We start from the raw sequence: 20,187 nt of genomic DNA, 5'->3' as shown, positions 1-20,187 counted from the left end.
CGGGTTTTCTTATTTTAAAGTTCAGTCTCTAAATATTTTTTTATTTCGTCATTACAATTTTCAAGGTCGTACCTTATTAATTCCAAGACAAATCCCATTATTTTTTATATTTAAACATTAGTCCAATAGGCGATTGTTTCAAATTTCTTTTTTCAATTTTACCTCCTTCATATGCTTGCTTTATCTTTTTTAAAGATTTCGGCAAATCTTTTATTTTTGGAGCATCTAATAGTTGATTTAGTACAACAGTAGAGACTCCGTATAATGGCTGTCCTGTACACGCAGCCGCAAGCTCAATACTTCCCATCACTAACCAGGAACCTATATCTTTACCCGCTATTTTCCATGGTTTGCGTGTTAGTTCCTTTATATTGGCCTGATGTTTAAGAAATGCTTCATTAAGGTTGCTAAATACTTTTTTGGAAGTAGCTTTAAAGTTAATGCTATCAGCCGCTATTAATTCACTAATCCCTCTTGATAAAATTTCACGAATTTCATTAATTGCTCCATTTTTTCTAATTTCGATTAAACCTTCAATTGGAATATTCCCGATCCATTTCAAGCGTGTATTAGAAAGTGAATTAAGTCCCTTAATTATATGTAGTTTATCTACCAGTTCATCTGGGTTGCTTCGTTCTGCATCATATTCCATTTTCCATTTAAATGATTTCCATATGGATTGAGACTCAACAATAGGCACTCCGTTAAAAAGAATTGATTTAAATAACAAATCATTGCATATACACATTTGAGAAACTATATTTTTGGTTATCCCTTGAAAAATAAGTGAGGTTGGCTCTTCAAAATATTTTAAACTAATTTGCTGTTCATGTGCTTTATAACAATGTTCCAAATTAAAAAGCCTCTTTGTATTTGATTTTTCATCTTTTATCATAGAGAATAATTTTTCATTTGAATATTTTTTTTCTGCATAATTTCTTAATTCTTCCCATGAGGAAAACTTCGTTCCAAAAACTTTATTTGCATGAAATAATCCATCTCTTTTTCCTGAATCAATAAGCCAATTAAAATTCGATTTAGGCATCATATCTCTGTCTGGTAGAACAACTGCAATCGGAAAATTATTCATTATTGCTAATTGCTTATATGTTAAAAGTTTTAATGTTCGTTCAACAAATATGTAGACGGTTTCTTTTGGTGTCATTAATTGCAATAAATTGTATAAATGAATGAAAGGACAGGAAATAACAAAAGTGTCTACATAGATACCACATTTAGATGCAATATTATTATCATCTGTCGTAAATAAGTCATCACCAAGAATCCCTTTAATTATGTTACTATCCATATCCTTAACATATTTATATACAGTATCACCATATTTATGCCAAAAATTAATAATTAAATCAAAAAATGCAGGTATATTTTTATCCAATCGATGTATGAAGTCAGTATCATCTGCATATAATTGAGCTGTTTGACTAGGGGTTAAGCCTAATTTATGCATTTTATCATATAAAAAATAAAAATTAGTTTCTATTATATCAAAATATTTGTTCTGAATATCATACAAACTAATATCTTGCTTACTTTCAGCAATATTCTTGTATTGTTCTGCTATTAACGCATAAGGATATAATTCAAAAGGAATACATTTTACATTATTTTTGTAGTTAGGAAAAGTTTTAGAAAAATGTGACATGGATTCTGGGTTGAAAAAATGTAAGCAAGATTCAGGACAAACATTTATTGTGTTAATCATATCTTTGTTACATATTTCTTCAAGTATTTCAACCCCTTCTCTAATATGTTCCAAGCTTTCAATTTGTTCGTATTCTAAATTCATAGTAATTGAGTTATCTCACAACCATTCCCAATATGTATCAGGGTTGAATGAGGAAATAATACGGCTGCATAAATAATTGTCAGTTTGATAGTTTGGACATGACGATGCAATCTTAGTTCTATCTAAGTCTTTTGAAATTTTATGATTCGGAACACGAATAACCCCAGGTTTACCTGTTTGTGGATTTATTTGATTAGTTGTTTTTATTAAGACACAACTTCTGAACCGATTACAGAAAAAACAATTCTTTATTTTAAATCCTTTTTTTATTGCCAACGCCAAGCCTAAAGAGTATAAACCATATTGCTGTTTGTTTGGAACTGATTTCTCTAAAATTGCAACCTCAAAAAGTGAGAGATCGTTGTGTTCCGTTTCGACATTCTGGCAGGTGATTTTATTTTGTTCGCAACATCCACGTAGTAACCCGTTCCCGTCCCGATACAAATAAAACCGATTTAAGGGATATTCCGGTCTCACATTTCGCTCAAAATTATAAAATCGAATCGGTGGTATAGTTTTGACATTATAGGGAGTATATGGTTTGGACTCTACCATAGAACCTTCGTTTTCTATAATTGGTCGAAGTACGTCTATTTCTGAATCGATTTTTATCTCGATAATTTTAATCCCCGATTCTATCTTATCGGGTTTACATTCATGAGTCACGAAAATTTCTAAAAAAATCGGTTCACGTTCAGGATACTCACTGTGCGTTAGTTTTAAGTCAGCCCGAAATCCCTTGTATCCTGCTTCTTCCTCGCAAGTGTCGTAATTGTTTTTAAGATCAACCGAAAACAATAATTTTGACTGGCATTTCAGTTGTCCACAAGATTTTCTCAGCTTGCATTCCTCCCATTTCTGACAGGTACTTTGACCATAATATTGTACAATAAATTCAGTCGACGTTTCAAATCTTTGTTTGATTAATTTTTTGCCTAATTGGTGTAGATAACTTTCCCAACTACAAGTGTCTTCTTTGTGCCTGAAATGGTGTTCCCTCTTTTCACCCAAAACGGCACTCATTTCCTTTCCGCATCCTATACAAAAATAATGTTCGGCACGATTATCCCGTGTCACATCATTTATATTGATAATTTTATCATCTGTATCGGTCGCATTGTGAAACTGAATCATGATCTTATCTTTTATTTCCTTCCTGCTGTCACATCACCGTTGAAACTATCCCAATAATGGCTAAAATCAAGCCATTTTTATTTATTAGTGAGTTATAACAATCTATTCCCAAAGATATAAATTATGTTTTAATTTGATAATAGCATATAACTTTTATATAAAACCAATTGCCCGGATACGGGCGTATTCGGGCATTCATCCCTTCGGGGTGTAAGTCTTTTTTTGGGTTCTTTTTTTGCGACGACTGGCAAAAAAAAGAACTGCCCGCACAGGTTTTCTGTACGGGCAACTCAATTCAGAATCGGGCTATTAAAACTCTTTTTTCGTTCACTTTATTATTTCCGGGTGTTGTTCTTTGTTTAAGCCAAAAATGACTGTTTCCGAATCCCCATTTAAAATGCCAACTTAAACTACCCTTTGAATCCCACAACTGTAACGAATTTCTAAAGTCGTCCGGTGTTGGTGCATAGAGATCTTAATATAATATTTGCAATGCATAGTAAAGACGCTATAAAGGAATATGAAAGAATATGTTCAAAGAATTAAAATTTATAATTGCAACACATACTGACTGTTTGGAGTTGGCAATCTTTAATAAATCTCTTGTCGACAACGGAGGGAGCAATAATAACATGACAATAAAGGAATTAGAAGTCCGAATGCATGAATTTATCTCTAGTGGATATTTGGCAATTATTTTTAGTGTAGAAGACCAACATATTGGGTATACATTAATTGATAATAGCAAAAGTCCCATATTTATAAGACATTTTTTTTATTGTAGAGCTATTTAGACGAAAAGGGTATGGTAAAACAGCATTTAATAAAATTATTGCATTTTTGAATATTAACTCTCTTGATTTGAAAGTACTATATAGTAACAGAATTGGATATGAATTTTGGAAAAGTTGTAATTTAGTGCCATATGAAGTCGTAATGCATTACAGACGATAATCACAACTTAATAACGAGTTTAAGGAATCCCCGATAGGGTTTTCGCTATGATAGAAATTGCACAGATTAATACTGCGATTTAGATGCCCTAGTTCCAAATAGGTTAACACTATTTCTTTTCAATTACCATAATAGCCAGATATACAGACTTTTTGAGAGTATCGTCATTCGGGAACGAGGACTATCTCTACGGGAAAATCAAAGAAAGAAGTCTGCTTATCCCAGTTTGTTCGCCGTGAGCGGATAGCATACGGATATTTTCCACTCCATTTTTGCTCTAAAAGATCAAGTTCCAGAGCAGCCGTTTTTTGGGGTGGGAGCATTATAAATATTCTTTAAATCAGCTGTAAACTCCTTCTTTTCTTTCCACCCCACATATTTACAGGAATTCCGAATTTGATGCACAACGCATATCTGGGTGATGAATTCCGGGAATACACTTTTGATCGTCTGGGTAAATCCGTTCAGATTATCGTTACCGTTATAATATGCCTTTCATGCCACGGGCTTTTAAATCGGTCAATACTCCTATCTAGAAAGAAGAACTTTCGCTTTTGCCAACCCACATGCTCAGGACTTCCTTCATCCCGTCTTTATTAAGCCCTATGCATAAATAGACGGTTTTGTTTATCACTTTTCCGCTCTCTTTGACCTTGATGATGATTCCATCCATCCAGACGATCAGGTAAAGACTTTCCAAGGGACGGTGTTGCCATTCTATAGCTGCCTGTGATATTTTGTTGATGATAATGGATATGGCGGAGGTTGAAAGGGTGATGCCGTAAATTTCTTTCATTTCCTCTTCGATGTCCGAAACACTCATGCCTTTGGCATACAAAGAGATTACCAGCCGTTTTATGGATAAGCCACGGAGTTTGATGTTTGGGAACTACAATTAGCTCGAATTCGCCCTGTTGGATCTGGATTTTTTTCTCGTAGCTACTGTTACGGGAATTGCCGCTGTTGCTATTTGAGGGGGAAGGTTTTTCATAGCTCAAATGAGCATCCATTTCCCCTTCTAGCATTTGTTCTAATACTCGGGCATACAAGTCTGTTAGAAAGTTAATTACATCTTCTTCCGTCTTAAATTAACGCAAGAAGTCTTTGGGAATTTCCATAAAATTACAGTTTGTCAAGGTTATATATAAAAGAAAAACTACAAGATTGTTTCCTGTAGTTTCCTATTTACACAATTATAGACAATATCAGTTAAAAAAGATGTTATTGAGAGTGTAAATTAAACTGTGTCAGGTGAAAAATACTAACTTTATTAACACAGTTTAATTTACATTCTCAATGGTAAAGTTACTTCAAATCATAGAGTTGTCTACGAGAAAGATTATGGGGATTAGTGACAATCTCCATAATTTTCAAAATGATTTCAACCAAGTAAGTATATCATTATTTTGCCATTTAGGGCATTCCTCATTTGGAACGATATCTACATATATGTTCTGCATAATTTCAAATTTGTGTTTAGTGTCAATTCGAGCGTAGATTTCTGTTGTTTGAACTGACACGTGCCCCAAAATATCTCTAATATATATCAGCGGTACACCAGCTTGAAGCAGGTGCATTGCCTTTGAATGTCGCAAAGAGTGAGGAGATATGGTTTCTGGTATAAGTACCGGGTTTTCATTTCTTGCCATTATCGCATATTTTTTCAGAATAAATGACACCCCGGCTCTTGTTAACATCTCATTTCTACCGTTATTAAACAGTGGATATTCACCCGCCTGAGGTTTATTTAGACCAAGTTCAATCAAATACGAAACTAAATTTTTAACTTGAGCATTTAATAAAGGAATTAATCTGGCCTTATTACCCTTACCGACAACTCTGATTGTTGATTGTTTTTGAATGTTTATTGCCGAAGGAGTTAAGTCTATTACTTCCTGTACTCTTACTCCGGAATCATACATCAGTGACAACAAAGCTAAATCTCTTTTACCTTTTGATGTTGTTATATCTGGTTGTTTCAGAAGCAATTTTATACCATCAATTGAAAGATAGTTAATCGACTTGTTCTCTTTTCGCTTATATTTTATAGCTTTAATTCTCTGACATTCATATATATTCTCTAAGTTTTCATATTGTAGGTAATCAAAAAACGAGTGGATAGCAGCAAGCCGAGTATTGCGAGTTACGTTACTTGACTTCCTTGTATTTTGCAACCAATCAAGAAACTCAATTACCATTTCACGTGTCATCATTTTGATTGTAAGCCGATTTCTTGGAATCTTCTTTGTTTGCTCTGCAAAATGTAGAAACAATACAAAAGTGTCACGGTATGAATTGATAGTATTCTTGCTCGCACCTTTTTGATTGGGAAGGTGCCGTGATAAAAAGAAAGATATATGTTGTGCAAAGTCTGTAGTTTTCATGGTATTATATGTTTGGGAAAATTTCAGTAAAATTAGTTTCTAGATTGTTCACTATTGATGGAAACATTTCTGCCGTTAGTCTAACATAGTATTCGGTTGATTTGAGAGAATCGTGTCCCATGTAGGTTGATAGTATAGGTAAAGATACATACATATCCAATCCGGAGTCAGCCATAGATGCCATTGAATGAACAGCAAATGTATGTCTTAGATCATGTACTCTCGGTCCTTTTGATTTACCCATAAAAGGTATTCCAGCATTTTCTAGACATACTCTATACCATCGGTAGACAATAGTCTGATATAATTTATTTCCGTTGATTGACACAAAAAAATAGCTATTTTCGTCGGTAACTATATTGAGCATATCTCTATAATACAGATATGTTTGACAAATCTTTACGAGAGAGTCAGATATTGGAATTAACCGGTCCTTACCATTCTTGCAGTTAGTAACAAGAACTGTTTTTGTTACCAGGCTGATATTTCTATTCTTCAATGCCATAGCTTCGCTCACCCTGAGTCCTGTTTCATATAGAAATCTCAGCAGAACGGGTATCGCGAATATTGCAGAGCGCATCTCCAACTTTTCGAGTCTTAAACTATCCGCGCTTTCAAACAGTCGTTCTATTTCATCGTGCGTAAAAACATACGGTACGTATGAATCCGTTGGATGTTTTGGTCTAGCTGGGACATACGCATCAGTACCATTTTCTGTAAGATATATGGCAAATTCTCTAAAAACAACAACTCTCCCATACCATGTTCTGTTAGCTTCGTTTGAGCGTTTTGCACACCAGTTCAAAGCGAACTCTTTATTAATAGACAATATTTTAAGATTGTTGTCACAGATACATTTATCTATATTATAAAGTATATATGCACTACCGTTATATTTATAGCCAAGGTTTCTTTTAAGATTAAGGAAATCCTCCAAATGAGATGCAAAAATACTTAAAAATTCCCTATTCATAAAAACAACCTCCTTTCTGCTCATAGAACTGATTATTTACACCAGGAACATCAATGACACATTTACGCATCGAGGTTAAATCAATGCGCATATAATATTTAGTTGACTCGGTATTTCTGTGACCAAGCACTTCACTCACATAAGGTAATGGTGTAGATTGCTGAAGCAACTCATAACCAAGGCTGTGTCGAAGAGAGTGAGGACCTCGTTTACGATCGGCAGTTTTTATTCCGCTTTTAATAAACGCTTTGAGAAATATCGTATATATAGATGAGATAAGGAGTTTATCTCTGCCTGATCGCTCAGGAATAAATACATATTGACTGTCCGATATTTGTCGCCCATACTTTATATAGTCATAAATAGCGTTACCTACGTCTGTCAAAAGAGGTAAGGCGAGACCTTTTCCCGTTTTATATTGAGTGATAGCGATGCGATTATCCTCCCACTGTATATTCTCAAATTTTAGATTTCTAATATCTGATAATCTTAATCCCAATCTTGCAGCTAATAGTATAATTGCATAATTTCTTTTTCCTAATCTTGTCTGTCTATCAATTGATGACAATAGCTGTACTATCTCTTCTTTGGAATAAACAGATGGTATTTGTGGCTGATTTACTTTCTTATATCGAGGAATACGTTTAGATATATCAATACTTATTACTCCAGTTTTATAAAGAAATTTGCAAAAACGAGTGACTATTGCTAAACTGTGTATTATCCTGTATGGTGGCTCGTTTTTATCGAAACTTTGAATATAAGTGAGCAATAGCGAAGACGTTAGTTGCTGAACTGTCGTTATATTGGATTTGATTAGGAAATTGTTAAATATCGAAAGATATCGCTCGTATTTATTTATTGAAAGCGATGAGATATTCTCGGATTTAAGTGTAGCTATGAAGGTATTAATATATAATCCTATTTTTCCTTCAAAGACATAATTTATCTGATTATTATTAGGGTATACGAAATTCATTTGTTGCGTCAGTTTATACTCGATTAGTCGATTTATAGCCTTGAACGCCTTTCTTTGTCCTACCATCTTTAATTCGACATAATTATTACTGCCGAATTTTTCCAAAAAATATTTATCACTTACATTTCGGGATATATCTACAATATGATGTTCTGCCATATAGTCTCTTAGATGATGCCACGCCAACTTGTATTCATATACAGTAGTAGGACTTAAATTCATTTTCTCAAGCATATAAGATGCTGCCTGAGAGATTAGTTGATTGTACGATTTTAAGTTCATAGCCATAAATTTATAGAGTTAATAATTGTTGATAACACTATAAAGTTATGGATTCCATGTCGGTAGTAAATAAAAAATCTCTAAAGTTTTAGCTATCTTTGGAGATAATATTATGTGAAGAGATATTTATAGCTAAGAATTGGATATAAGAGTTTTACGACATGAACGAACCAGCTTCTCCACATAATCATAAATTTTACATACTCATTGTTATGTAAAGCTTTACATAACGATCAGACCGAACATTTTATTTCCTTTTCTTAATTGTGTAAGTGACAACGCCCCAAACCAAAAAATCATTATCCGGTGTGACCATGATAGGCTGGTAAGCATCATTAGCAGGCATTAACCATATCTTATCGGGGGCGGTATCGTCAGTTTCAAAATGAATAAATTTCAATGTAAATTCACCGTCTATAAAAGCTACTACCATATCGCCGTCAGACGGGTACAGGGATTTGTCGATAACAAGTATATCCCCTTCCTCAACTCTTGCATCGCACAAGGAATTACCCCGCACCCTCCCGAAGAAAGTAGACGCAGGGTGTTTTATTAACTCGGTGTTTAGATCAATGGATAACTCCATATAATCTTGTGCAGGGCTTGGAAACCCGGCAAAAATACCCCCTCTGCAAAGTTTAGTTTTAATTCAGTTGTTACGTCAGCAGAAAATAATTCAATCACCACATGCTTTTCCATAATGCAAAATTAGCAATTTAAAAAGCCACAACATTGTTAAAGTGTTAATTATAAGATAGTTTATGAATACTTATAATTTTATGGGTTAAAATTTATAAGGGAGTTTAAAACTCCCTTATTTCATATAGCTATTGAAATTCGTTGTTTATCTCGTAGACGTTCCGACAACATGTTCATATCTTCAGTTAGCTTTTTATCGGCGATTTTTGCATATATCTGTGTCGTGCGAATAGATTTATGCCCTAAAAGTTTCTGTACGGTTTCAAGTGGTACGCCATTTGTCAGACAAATTGTAGTGGCAAAAGTATGACGGGCAGTGTGAAAAGTGATAGGTAATGCAAGGAAAAGCGAGGATGTGAAGTAAAAACGTAAGTCGTTTGAAATGAGTAAGATTTCCGTATTCTGCTAAATAGAGAAAAAGCAAAAGGGGACAGAATATTGAGGTTATTCAGTTACCAAAACGTTAGCCGCCCTGTTACCGAAACGGAAAATGCTAACGGAAAGAAGTAAAATGAAGTCCTCACCGTTTCGTTTGCGCTCATACACAATGTTTTGCATATCAAGGAACGCTTATATGGCAAGTAATTTTGCACAACCAAAATATAAGCGTTATGAAAGTAGAAAAATTCAAGGTGCTGCTCTACCTCAAAAAGAGCGGACTGGACAAGTCGGGCAAAGCCCCGATAATGGGACGGATTACGGTGAACCGCACGATGGCACAGTTCGGATGCAAGCTGTCCTGCACACCCGAATTGTGGAATCCACGTGAGAGCCGTCTGAACGGCAAGAGCCGCGAGGCGGTTGAGACTAATGCCAAGATAGACAAGCTGCTGTTCACGGCGTTCGACAACCTTGTGGAGCGCAAGATTGATTTCGATGCCGCCGATGTGAAAGACCTTTTCCAAGGCAGCATGGAAACGCAGATGACCCTCATGAAAATGACGGATGCCGTATGCGATGACATCAAGGCACGCATCGGCATAGACCGTGCGAAAGGCACTTATCCCGGCTATCACTATATGCGGCTGGCACTCCGAGAGTTCATCGAGACCCGGTACAAGGTCAAGGATTTGGCTTTCGGACAACTGACGGAGCAGTTCATCCATGACTATCAGGCTTTCGCCATGGAAGAAAAGGGGTATGCGATTGACACCGTCCGACATCATCTTGCCATACTGAAGAAAGTTTGCCGCCTTGCTTACAAGAAAGGGTATTCCGAGAAATGCCATTTCCAACATTTCACATTGCCCAAACAATCTGAAAGAACCCCACGAGCATTGAGCCGTGAATCGTTCGAGAAAATCCGTGATGTGGAAATCCCCTCGTACCGAAAGACGCACATACTGGCACGCGACCTTTTCCTGTTTGCTTGCTATACTGGCGTATCATACGCCGATGTGAGTTCCACCAGCAAGAGAACTCTTATCTTCTCTCTGTTGATTATCACCGTTTTATAGTTTCTTCCATTTGGAAATCCACATGATTTAGCACACGATTATGTTTTATCGTTTTGCTCGCTATAAGAACGATCCTATTTTCAAATATCTCATTGTCTCAATATCATCAGAGGTTCTCCTGTTGGAGTTACCACGCTGATATTTAAAACCTTATATTTTTTCTTCAAGCATATCTCATGAATTGTCCCACTAATTAGCTACGTGCTTTTGCGGTAGTTTACTCATGGAGAATACTGGAGACAAAGATAGGGTATTTTATTTTGTTACAAATATATTGTAGTTTTTTTCGTGCCGCACTACTAATATTTATTACGAATCTCTATTGCTTCTTCAATCCAATCTTCAATATTATTTTCTATGTACTCATAAACATTTGTACTAGTTTTATATGGTGGATTGTAGCATTTTACAATAGATGACATTGATTTTCCATTGATAGTAAAACCATCAAATGGATTATCACCTTTATTGGCTTGATTGCCATCTCGATCTTTTAGATTATGAATATATATTCCAAAAATACCACGTCCTTCTTCCCATGCTTTTTTTATCTCATAATCTATCCATTTTCTATTTGCAGTATTTTCACCAACGAAAACAATAACACAAGATTTACCACTCATGTTGTCATCTATCCATTTTTCGATAGCTTTATTCCCCCCTTTGGTAACCTCTTCCCATTTATTTGCAGAAACAATACCGTTTCCTTCAATTTTACCCATATTCCTAATCTGACTAGCTCGCCAGTTATCTGGAATATAATGAAAACTAGTAAATACTCTTCTTCCCATTATTTGTTTAATTTTAAAATTATATTAATAACTTTGTCTATTATCTCATCCTCTGATATTACATCTGAGTCCATTTGACATAATTCTTTCCACAGCCAGTTATAAGGAGCGAGATACTTAGACGAGTCTTCTGAAATAATATCAAATATCTCTTTACTCATGTAACCAGTTGCTGCAATAGGTATTGGAATCACTCCATTTTCTATAGCAATATTAAATTCCTTTTTGACACCGTCAGCAAGTACGACATTTCCAGTAGTATCTTTTTTATTCCCAAAAACAAAAATAGCAATACCTGCTATTGGAATAATCCTTTTACGATAAGCTTCCCATAGCTCTTGAATATTTTTTCCTTCAGGTACAAATTGTGGAAAAGGTTTCATCACTAATTGTGAGTCGCTGAATTTTTGAGGTTCAGAATCAATTGCATCAAGAGCTCCATTAATGACTGCACTTCCAACGCCAACACCGAAACCATTTACGATTGTATAAGATTTTTGTATAATCTGCTTAGTTAGATTATGTATGAAATCGGTAGCTCGTTTTTCTCCAAATCTCCCATACTCTCCACATGAACTGCCAGATATGAAAATTGTTTGCTTTTTATATCTTCTCTCTATCTCTTTTAAGACATCGGTAATTTCAGAGAATTCATCAATCAACAAAGCCTTTATATTATATCTTATTTTTAAATCATCAATCAGAAGTCTTTGTTTTGTTTTCGCATAGTCTAATTCAGCCTCATTTGTTATATTACTATCACCAATAATAGGTCTTTTTAGAAATAAATAATGTTGCCTACTTGACTTCTTATCAATAACATTATTAAGACGGCTAATTATATATGTTATGTTAGGGTCTGTAAAGCTAAAGCCGAGAAATAGAAAGGTTTTAGTAGTCAAGTCTCCATTTAACGCTGTTAAAAACGAATTATGATATAAATAGTATCTCTCATAATCCTCTTTAGTAATTACGGCCTCTGAGGGGTTGCTTACATCGCCATGCATTTTATAAATGACAGCATCCCTTCTGTGTATTGAATGATGAAAATCTGTTTCTCTTATTTTAACATCATATCTTTTGTGATTTTTGGCTAAACTGTCTTCTAATAACTTATCGTAATTTGTAGTCCAATATGTTGCAATTGGTAATCTACTTAATATTACATGATTTTCAGTAGGGTTGCTCCCTTCAACAAATTCATCTAATATTTTCTGATTTATTTTATGTCTATTATTTTGATTTACATGATATTGAGCCAAAGATATCAAATCATCTTCCAGCTCTATTTTTAACCCAACATCTTCTGCTATTTCTTCTAATAATTCTTTCCAATTGACATAACCTGCAGCCTTCGAAAGTCCTGCACCTGCAAATATTGCAACATTATTATCCCGTAGATGATTAACGAAATCTCTAACGAAAGATTCAAATTCAGCTTTCATGTTATGATAGTAATTTTTTGAGATTTTCCCAAGTCCAATCGTACATTACACCTGCATCATAAACCCTTATTGGATTAGTTCCAATAGGTTTAATTTGGACTACTTTCTTGTCATGCTTTCTTGCCAACGCAATTTCTTTTTTCACTCCAGAAGCACAATAAGTATATGTACCAGCGATTACAACTACAATGTCTGAACATTTTATTTTTTGTTCGGCTTTATACATCCAATCCCATTCAGGAGCAGCTTCTTTCAATGACCAATCAGATATCTCAAAAGGAGAATCAGGATTTTTTGCTTGACCTACAAGTAGATTTTTTAGACTTAAGTTGTTGTCAAAATCAAAACTAATAAAAACTCTTTTCTTCATAATATTTAATAATTAACGGTTTAACCATTCATAAAGACTCATTTCCTTTCCACTAGGGAAAATAACTTTGTAATAATCATTTGTATAATCTGATTCAACAATATGAGGGTAGATTTGGAGATACTCATTTCCTTTCCACTCTGTATAGTTGTCAGCTAAAGGAAGTAGTGCAATTCTATCTATATATTTATGTGCATCGCCAAAGCCTATTTCCCAATTACACCATTTTGAGGATATAGAATTATTCGTTGCTAGAAATATAAATTTATCATTCTCTTTTATTTTTTGTTTTAAAATATCTGCAGTTTTACCGCTAGTTTCTTTCGGCATATTATCATCCATCCAATCTATATAGACGTTTACTCCCATTTTTCTGAGAAAAACAACAGTATCAGTTATATAATCTCTATCAAGATGACTATGTGATAAAAATATAGATGTTTTATAGAAACCTCTACTATAGCTTCTTGATTCATTTAGAATAATTGATTTTTGTGTGTATCCCCCTGATTTATTATTTGATATTTCAGAGAGCCTGTTTTTGGTAATAATAGCCATGAATTATGTTTTATTTTATTGTTTTTAATGATAAAGAAAAACAGATTAGGGGAATATAACATTTAAGACTAAAAGTAATAGATGTATAATATTCAGATAGCTTGTCTTTCAAAAATAGATTATGACCTAACAGTCGTTATAAAAAAATACCCAAATAATATGCCACGTGTGAAATACGGACACAATGTCATAAAAAGAAATGGCTTCCTTTGTCGCAATATTCTTATGTGACATTTTGTCTTGTCTGTATACTGCTTATAGAACTCTATGGCAAGAATAGTGCATAAGTTAGAATCTTATAATTTTAATCTAGGCTTCTTCTTTTTCTTTAGATTGGGTTGTTGTAGGTTATCGTCTAATGAAACATCAGTAGCTAATGGAAGAATAGAAAACAAGGAAGATAACCTGTTTTGGATGGTTGATTTATTTGTAAATGAAGTCGAATTATTGTTATTTTGCTTATCTGCCGTCGTATTGATTTGTTGTACTGATGTATTTGAATCTATTTTTGTAACTGCGGATTTTTGTAATCCCATATTTTCATCGGCAAAAAATATTTCTTTTTCTTGTGTTTTCAATTTGTTTGGCATACTACTGTTTTTAATGGTGTTACAATACTCGAATGTTTCAGCTAGTGGTCGGTTGTAGCTGAACAGTTTATCAAACCCTTTTTCAACTTGCTGGAACAAGTTCACACGGTCGAAGCCACCTTTAATTATCCCGCTCTTGGTATTCTTGTGATTGGTAAGTGGTGACAGTTTCTTTTTATTGGATTGATCTTTCCGGCTGACTATCAAATGACAATGCATCTTCAGTTCATTATTAGAACGGCTACGATCGAAATGAATCTTACCATAGAACTTTATATCCGAAGCGGATAGTTTTTTATTAAAGTTTTTAGCATATTCGGGAATAAACACTTCACGGATATAGCATTTCATTGCTTTGGATTGTTCCTGCTCTGTATTACCCATCGCTCGGAGCTCGCTTTCCGATGGACTGACATGGATAGCATAAAACTTAGCATCTGTTTTTAGGAGCTGTCCGATATTACTATCTATATCTTTAATCACTTTTGATTTATAGATATTGTCATCCGTCAGATTGAAAAAGCCATCAGTATAGATTCCTTTCTCCATCCGCTCCAAATCTTCATGTTCTAAATAATTAGCTAACTGTCGACTGCTTCCTGCATTATTATATGTTCCACTTGATGGTGGGGCAAAATTTATATGCATAATCCTATGTGTTTATCAGGTTGGTGATTTCGACTTTCAAATTCTCTTTCCGTTTGCTATCCATCACGCCACAAGCAGATAGTTCCGAATAGAGTTGTATCAGATGAAACAATTTTCTATAATCCCGTTGGTGTATCTGGTAGAGTGCGTTAATCTGTTTGGATTGGTTATTTATAACATCAGCATGATTGCCGAACTGTTCACTTAGCTTTTTAAGTACGGCTGTTTGTCTCTCTTGACTTGCTTCCAGTTGAGAGAGAATAAAGGCTTCTAATGTCTTACTAATAGCATCGAAGCGCAAAGCGATAGAATTTGTTGCCCGTATCATAGGATTCAATTGTTCTTCCTCATAGTGGCGAATGAAGCGAATAATATCATCCTGTCTCTTATTTATTTTCGCCAGTTCCGATTTTACGGATTCAGGGGCTTCGGATGGGTTGATATGTGCCTTATCTATATACCCGAACGCCAACTTTACAACTTCACTTTTTTTCAGTGAATAGCGTTTGCATATTTTCTCTACCAAAGCTGCCGTTTCCTTGTCTATGGAAATGGTAGTGAATATCGTTTTTCGACTGCTGTTTGGCATGGTAATTACTTTTTTATAGAAATGTGAATAGATAAATACCTGATAATAAGCATTGAAAAGAAAATGCTTATTACAGGTGTCATTACAGCGTGTTCTTGTAACACGCTAAAGCCGAAGGCTTTGCCCCGCAGGGCAAGAGGGAAGAACAGGACTTGTCCAGTTCCCTCTTGCTCGATTTAGTGAAACGGGCTGAACCGATAGGTGAAGCAGTTTCTGCTAAATCGGGGTGGTAGCACAGAGAAATAGCCTAAACACAGACTTCTTTCTCTTGCTACCTTTTGCTTTCAAGGCTGATTCTCTAATTGATTGGCTTTTTCAAACTGTTTGTAGGTTTGGAAATCGGCACGTTCACGAACGAAAGACCGAATATCACCAGCACGATAATAAGTTTTCTTTCCGATGGTAAAGAAAGGTAGTTGACCGCTTACCCTATAACGTTGAAGAGTTCGGAAAGATACTTTCAGAAGAAAGGCTAAATCCTGATTATCGAGTATCTTTTCATTATCATCTAATACTTTATCAGTTTTGATTAGGGATTTTAAGTCTTTCCCTATTTCAGTAAGTTTCTTGGATAGCTTCTCCATCCATTTCTCAAAGTTTTCGTTGTCTATATACATTTTGCTTCATTTTTTAGTGATACATTATGAATGTCAATCGATTGATGATGCAAAAATCGGCAGAATGGAGAACTAGAAAAAGAGGAGTAGTTACCTACTCCCCTAAAAATAAAATTCAAATAGTTGTAAATAAGAGAATTATAAAACCATTTTGTCTAATGTTTATTAGCTCGTTTACGGGCTTCTTTGTTAATTGCATTCTTTAAAGCATCTAATGTTTTGGTCAGATTGAATGGTTTACGCATAAAAATAGCATCCAGTTTATCGTATATACTTCCAAATTTTAAATTGAAAAGGACTTCAAAACCGTGAGCTAAACGAACTAATGGGACGGGTTTTCCGTCTTTTCCGACTACTTCGCCTAAAAAAGATAACCCTATTACTATTTCAGCAATACCAATAATCCCCAAGTCCTTTGACTTAGGGATTACATATAGATCTGATTCGAATGTTGGTGAGGTGGGAGAATCAAATGATTCAGGATGCTTAATTTTTAGACTTAATAGTTCCAATTCTACATTGATAATAGCCAGCACTTTGTGCAGATAAGAATTTTTAAGCGCATTTTTCCCCCTGCCCGTACTGATATAGCTCTTTTAAGGGTGCTATCTCAATACGAGTGAGATTCAGCATCCGAAAGATATTGGAGTTATCTTTTGAACTGCCAATTGTTGCTATGCACCTGATAAATTCGTCATAAGCCTCTTGCATTTCTGTGTCAGTTACTTTTTGTGAGGAATCAGTCAATAAGATGATAATCCTCGTTTTTGATAAATCATTCATAGGCATGAGTGTTTAATAATTAATGAGTATTAATAATCAGACCAAAGTCTGTTACATGTTGCTGAATGATTTCTTTATGTCTTTAAAACATGAATCCAATCTTTATTGAAATAGCATGATGGCTTAACTTCTCTGCAAACTCAGCTGTAAACAATGATTGTTTTTGCGTTTTCAGCCGTTCAAGTTTCTGGGATTCATATCCTAAAGTCAAGAATAACTTCTTACTTTTACAAATTGAATATTCTACCCCAACAGACGGATTCAAATAAAAACCTCCATTAGCATTTTTATCCGGTGCAAAACTATATCCAACGCCACATTCTATATAAGGAGTGAATTTTCTAGGCTTTATGATTAACAATTTTGCATCGGCAAATAGCGGAATCAGAGTTTTCTCATAAATAGATAATCCTGTCCCGATACCGACCGATAGCCGTTTGTTGATAGCATAATAGCCAAGAGCTTGCCACGTAAACGGAGTGGTTGCCGGCTCGTTCATATCAATCCCTGTTCCTACACTTGTGGCAAGAGTGAAGCGTTCTGTTTGTTGCGCTGTTACAATAGCAGTAGCGCAACAAACTATAATAAGTAGAATAATCTTTTTCATTGGATAATTACAGTTATACGTTTCACAATATGTAAAGCAGTTGTCAGCCCCGATGTATCTTTGCTAACTTCTCCGGAACTACCGTCAGGGCTGCTATGCCCCACCAGATTTGCTTCAAATGATTTTTCACCTGACGATAAATCTACATTGGCAGCATATACGATTGCCGGTTGTCCGCTTCCTTCTTTACCTCCTGAATAGTTGGCTTCTCCATCTTTGGCTGATTTAGGGAAGGATTCATTGAAATCAGTGGAATGATTTATTTCTATTTTTACTACGAACTTCTTTAATGCTGTTGCCGGATTTAATTTTATATCAAAGCTTTCGTGTGGGGTCGCTCCTGATATGCCATCTATTAATGGCTCTTTCTTTGTTGGCAAATAAAGTCCATCATCGTATTTAACTCCACGTGAATAACACCAATGAGGTAAAGCTTCTTTTCGTCGGTTTCCTCCCGATGCTTGCCAAGATTGAGTGGCGATTTTATAAGTTACATAAACCGTTGAAAGATAATTCCCTTGTGTATCTTCCAACCAAATAGCAATTTGCGGTGGATTCTTTTTATTAATACCCAAAAACAAAGGAAAATCATGCAGCCATTGTTCACCCTGCTCTATGCAGATTTTTACATCTCCTTTCTCATATTCAATTAGTTCCTTTTGGCAGGAACAAAGGCTAATGAGCCATAAATAAATGAATGTCAATCCCATTTTCTTCATGTTAGTTTTATTAAATTGTTATTATATCATTTGTTACTTATCGGGAACATTGCAAGCAAAAAAAGATTATCTTAATAATGTTTCAATATTCTTACGAGGAGAATAGGGCACTGGATTTGCATAACCTATTCTCAATATCAAGGTAGGATATTCCTTATTAATAGGTAACTCTTTCCGTAGAGCAATCGACAATGTGGTAACTTCACATGGTTGGTTCAGGAAAGCGTAAGAAATTCCTATTTCACTAGTTTTTAATAAAAAGCGTTGAAGACTTCTCCCTAAATTAAGCCATTCTTCAATGGTATTATTCTGCGTGGTATATATAACGAAATGTGAGGAAGAACCGATTTTCTTCCTATCCGATTTATTTTGCATATTGGATTTTAGGAATAAGCGAACTATGGGGCGTGCAAATATTCCGGGCAATGGCGGGTTTCCGAAAACGAGATAACTTAATCCGTTTTGTGTCTCTGTAACCTGTTTCTTATTAAATCTCATCCACGAAAGTAATTCATTTTTGAAAGCAGCATCATTCATTTGAATTTCATTCCCTTTCAGTATGTATTTGATTATTGTGTCGGCAAATGGTGTACCTATTTCGGCAAAGTAGAATTGAACAGCATCTTCTTTTTGAATGGATTGAAGCTGTTGCAGCATTTCATTCGATACTTTATTACCATTATAGACACTACGGTTTGTTTGCCGTTTTTCTATTTGATGGAATAGAGAATTTTCAACCATGAGGTCATTCTTTGTTAATTCAAGAATGATTCCTTTGATGCTATATTCAACTATTTGAGTTGTATAGCCGAAATGGTTGGCCGCAATACATAGGTTTTCGACTGCACAACCTAAACTAATGAATAACTCCCGGTTATTTCCATCAACGACAGGTAATGCAACCTCGAAGTTTGGAATAACCGTAATTGTATTATTAGCAATATGAAATTTCCAAGGTTGCGTGTTATGTCCCGAAGGAGCCTTAGAAGCATAGCTGGCTATTTGTATGAAATCAGTGTTCATTTTGAAATATCTTATTGATAAAGACCTCAATTCCTTCGTTTATTTGTTCCCAACCGGAGTTTTCATTTAGGGGGATACCGTTATATACCGGACAGAAATCTTCCAGCATCACCAGATAGGTAATAGATGCAGTCAAGAGGGAAGCCATTACCGCTATCTCCTTCTGCGGATGTCCTGTTAGTTCACTCACTTTTTTAATAAGGTCTATTCCAACTTTCTCTCGCTGCTCTCTTAGCTTTACGATCATATCATTATTGCAAGATAGTTCCCAGCGATAAAGCCTTTTTAAAGTAGGATTATTCCTTAATTGCTCAATCTGTCCTTGAAACATACCTTTCACGAATGCAGGTAGTTCTTTACGGCTGGGATATTCAAGTGGAAAATTGAGCCAAAAATCATGTTGCCGTATGTAAGCAGCCATAAGTCCCTCTACCGAACCAAAATAGCGGTATATCAATATCTTTGAAACACCTGATTGGGTAGCTATAGCGTTAATGCCAATTTTCTCGAAGCCATCTTCGGCAATCATTTTACCGATAGTATCCAGCAACCGTTTTTCAGTAGCTTCCCGATCTCTTTCTCCTGTTATGCTTTTTCCTGCCATTTTATATGTTGTTACTATTTGGGAACAAATATATGTTACTTATCGGAAACATACAAATAATTTGCTTGGTAAATTTGCAGTGGAAGATAGTTTTTTACTATCAAGCCAATGCTGAATTTACTATGCCATCCCTAGACAGTTTTTAAAACGGCTCTTGATTCTTCTTTCATTTGC

At 35.0% G+C, this 20,187-nt stretch carries 19 protein-coding genes and 3 pseudogenes; 1 reads left to right on the top strand and 21 read right to left on the bottom strand.

Going from position 1 to position 20,187, the window contains the following annotated elements:
- Window positions 1-97 precede the first annotated feature (97 nt).
- The 8 genes and pseudogenes from HMPREF9449_RS02600 to HMPREF9449_RS16815 all read right to left on the bottom strand — a co-directional run bounded on the left by HMPREF9449_RS02600 (window position 98) and on the right by HMPREF9449_RS16815 (window position 9,542).
- Entirely contained in the window at window positions 98-1,807 is a 1,710-nt protein-coding gene (locus HMPREF9449_RS02600) for a hypothetical protein (protein ID WP_009135675.1), read from the bottom strand.
- A gap of 15 nt (window positions 1,808-1,822) precedes the next feature.
- On the bottom strand, window positions 1,823-2,941 hold the full coding sequence (locus HMPREF9449_RS02595) for a competence protein CoiA family protein (protein ID WP_009135674.1): 1,119 nt from the start codon (window positions 2,939-2,941) through the stop codon (window positions 1,823-1,825).
- Between the two features lie 1,066 nt (window positions 2,942-4,007).
- Window positions 4,008-4,962, bottom strand: a pseudogene (locus HMPREF9449_RS16945) (IS256 family transposase); the annotation flags it as partial.
- Between the two features lie 303 nt (window positions 4,963-5,265).
- Entirely contained in the window at window positions 5,266-6,279 is a 1,014-nt protein-coding gene (locus tag HMPREF9449_RS02580; protein WP_009135670.1) for a tyrosine-type recombinase/integrase, read from the bottom strand.
- Between the two features lie 4 nt (window positions 6,280-6,283).
- The gene (locus HMPREF9449_RS02575) at window positions 6,284-7,276 is read right to left on the bottom strand and encodes a tyrosine-type recombinase/integrase (RefSeq protein ID WP_009135669.1); all 993 of its coding nucleotides are present in this window, start codon (window positions 7,274-7,276) and stop codon (window positions 6,284-6,286) included.
- Window positions 7,245-8,519: a tyrosine-type recombinase/integrase gene (locus HMPREF9449_RS02570; RefSeq protein ID WP_009135668.1), complete on the bottom strand. Its 1,275-nt coding sequence runs from the start codon at window positions 8,517-8,519 to the stop codon at window positions 7,245-7,247. The genes HMPREF9449_RS02575 and HMPREF9449_RS02570 overlap by 32 nt, the downstream gene beginning before the upstream one ends.
- A 241-nt stretch (window positions 8,520-8,760) precedes the next feature.
- Window positions 8,761-9,212 (bottom strand): annotated as a pseudogene (locus HMPREF9449_RS02565) (LexA family protein).
- 120 nt (window positions 9,213-9,332) lie between these two features.
- Entirely contained in the window at window positions 9,333-9,542 is a 210-nt protein-coding gene (locus HMPREF9449_RS16815) for a tyrosine-type recombinase/integrase (protein ID WP_315969412.1), read from the bottom strand.
- A 281-nt stretch (window positions 9,543-9,823) separates the two neighbouring features.
- On the opposite strand from HMPREF9449_RS16815, the pseudogene HMPREF9449_RS02560 reads away from it, so the two are divergent.
- A pseudogene (locus HMPREF9449_RS02560) lies at window positions 9,824-10,636 on the top strand (phage integrase SAM-like domain-containing protein); the annotation flags it as partial.
- A 332-nt stretch (window positions 10,637-10,968) separates the two neighbouring features.
- Here HMPREF9449_RS02560 and HMPREF9449_RS02555 read toward each other — a convergent pair.
- The 13 genes from HMPREF9449_RS02555 to HMPREF9449_RS02495 all read right to left on the bottom strand — a co-directional run bounded on the left by HMPREF9449_RS02555 (window position 10,969) and on the right by HMPREF9449_RS02495 (window position 20,013).
- Window positions 10,969-11,460, bottom strand: a complete 492-nt coding sequence (locus HMPREF9449_RS02555) for a TIR domain-containing protein (protein ID WP_009135664.1) — start codon at window positions 11,458-11,460, stop codon at window positions 10,969-10,971.
- A complete protein-coding gene (locus tag HMPREF9449_RS02550) occupies window positions 11,460-12,905 on the bottom strand; it encodes an SIR2 family protein (RefSeq protein ID WP_009135663.1) in 1,446 nt (481 codons plus the stop codon). Before HMPREF9449_RS02550 ends, HMPREF9449_RS02555 begins: the two co-directional genes overlap by 1 nt.
- Before the next feature lies 1 nt (window position 12,906).
- Complete coding sequence (locus HMPREF9449_RS02545; protein ID WP_009135662.1) at window positions 12,907-13,275, bottom strand: TIR domain-containing protein; 369 nt, start codon at window positions 13,273-13,275, stop codon at window positions 12,907-12,909.
- A gap of 12 nt (window positions 13,276-13,287) precedes the next feature.
- Window positions 13,288-13,833, bottom strand: a complete 546-nt coding sequence (locus HMPREF9449_RS02540) for a toll/interleukin-1 receptor domain-containing protein (RefSeq protein ID WP_009135661.1) — start codon at window positions 13,831-13,833, stop codon at window positions 13,288-13,290.
- Between the two features lie 296 nt (window positions 13,834-14,129).
- Entirely contained in the window at window positions 14,130-15,071 is a 942-nt protein-coding gene (locus tag HMPREF9449_RS02535; RefSeq protein WP_009135660.1) for a DUF5712 family protein, read from the bottom strand.
- A 4-nt stretch (window positions 15,072-15,075) separates the two neighbouring features.
- Window positions 15,076-15,660, bottom strand: a complete 585-nt coding sequence (locus HMPREF9449_RS02530) for a BfmA/BtgA family mobilization protein (RefSeq protein ID WP_009135659.1) — start codon at window positions 15,658-15,660, stop codon at window positions 15,076-15,078.
- A gap of 284 nt (window positions 15,661-15,944) precedes the next feature.
- Window positions 15,945-16,277 (bottom strand): helix-turn-helix domain-containing protein, encoded by a 333-nt coding sequence (locus HMPREF9449_RS02525; RefSeq protein ID WP_009135658.1) that lies wholly within the window; start codon window positions 16,275-16,277, stop codon window positions 15,945-15,947.
- Window positions 16,278-16,432: 155 nt separating this feature from the next.
- Window positions 16,433-16,813, bottom strand: coding sequence for a hypothetical protein (locus HMPREF9449_RS02520; RefSeq protein ID WP_009135657.1), 381 nt, complete (start codon window positions 16,811-16,813; stop codon window positions 16,433-16,435).
- A 19-nt stretch (window positions 16,814-16,832) separates the two neighbouring features.
- Entirely contained in the window at window positions 16,833-17,060 is a 228-nt protein-coding gene (locus tag HMPREF9449_RS02515; RefSeq protein ID WP_009135656.1) for a hypothetical protein, read from the bottom strand.
- An 82-nt stretch (window positions 17,061-17,142) separates the two neighbouring features.
- Window positions 17,143-17,667, bottom strand: coding sequence for a hypothetical protein (locus HMPREF9449_RS02510; RefSeq protein ID WP_009135655.1), 525 nt, complete (start codon window positions 17,665-17,667; stop codon window positions 17,143-17,145).
- Window positions 17,664-18,386 (bottom strand): hypothetical protein, encoded by a 723-nt coding sequence (locus HMPREF9449_RS02505; RefSeq protein WP_009135654.1) that lies wholly within the window; start codon window positions 18,384-18,386, stop codon window positions 17,664-17,666. Before HMPREF9449_RS02505 ends, HMPREF9449_RS02510 begins: the two co-directional genes overlap by 4 nt.
- Before the next feature lie 66 nt (window positions 18,387-18,452).
- Window positions 18,453-19,409, bottom strand: coding sequence for an Acg family FMN-binding oxidoreductase (locus HMPREF9449_RS02500; RefSeq protein WP_009135653.1), 957 nt, complete (start codon window positions 19,407-19,409; stop codon window positions 18,453-18,455).
- The gene (locus HMPREF9449_RS02495) at window positions 19,399-20,013 is read right to left on the bottom strand and encodes a TetR/AcrR family transcriptional regulator (protein WP_009135652.1); all 615 of its coding nucleotides are present in this window, start codon (window positions 20,011-20,013) and stop codon (window positions 19,399-19,401) included. Before HMPREF9449_RS02495 ends, HMPREF9449_RS02500 begins: the two co-directional genes overlap by 11 nt.
- Window positions 20,014-20,187: the final 174 nt, after the last annotated feature.

It is taken from the genome of Odoribacter laneus YIT 12061 (assembly GCF_000243215.1).
In the GTDB taxonomy this organism is placed as follows: Bacteria; Bacteroidota; Bacteroidia; order Bacteroidales; family Marinifilaceae; genus Culturomica; species Culturomica lanea.
This window is presented reverse-complemented; position numbering and strand designations above follow the sequence as displayed.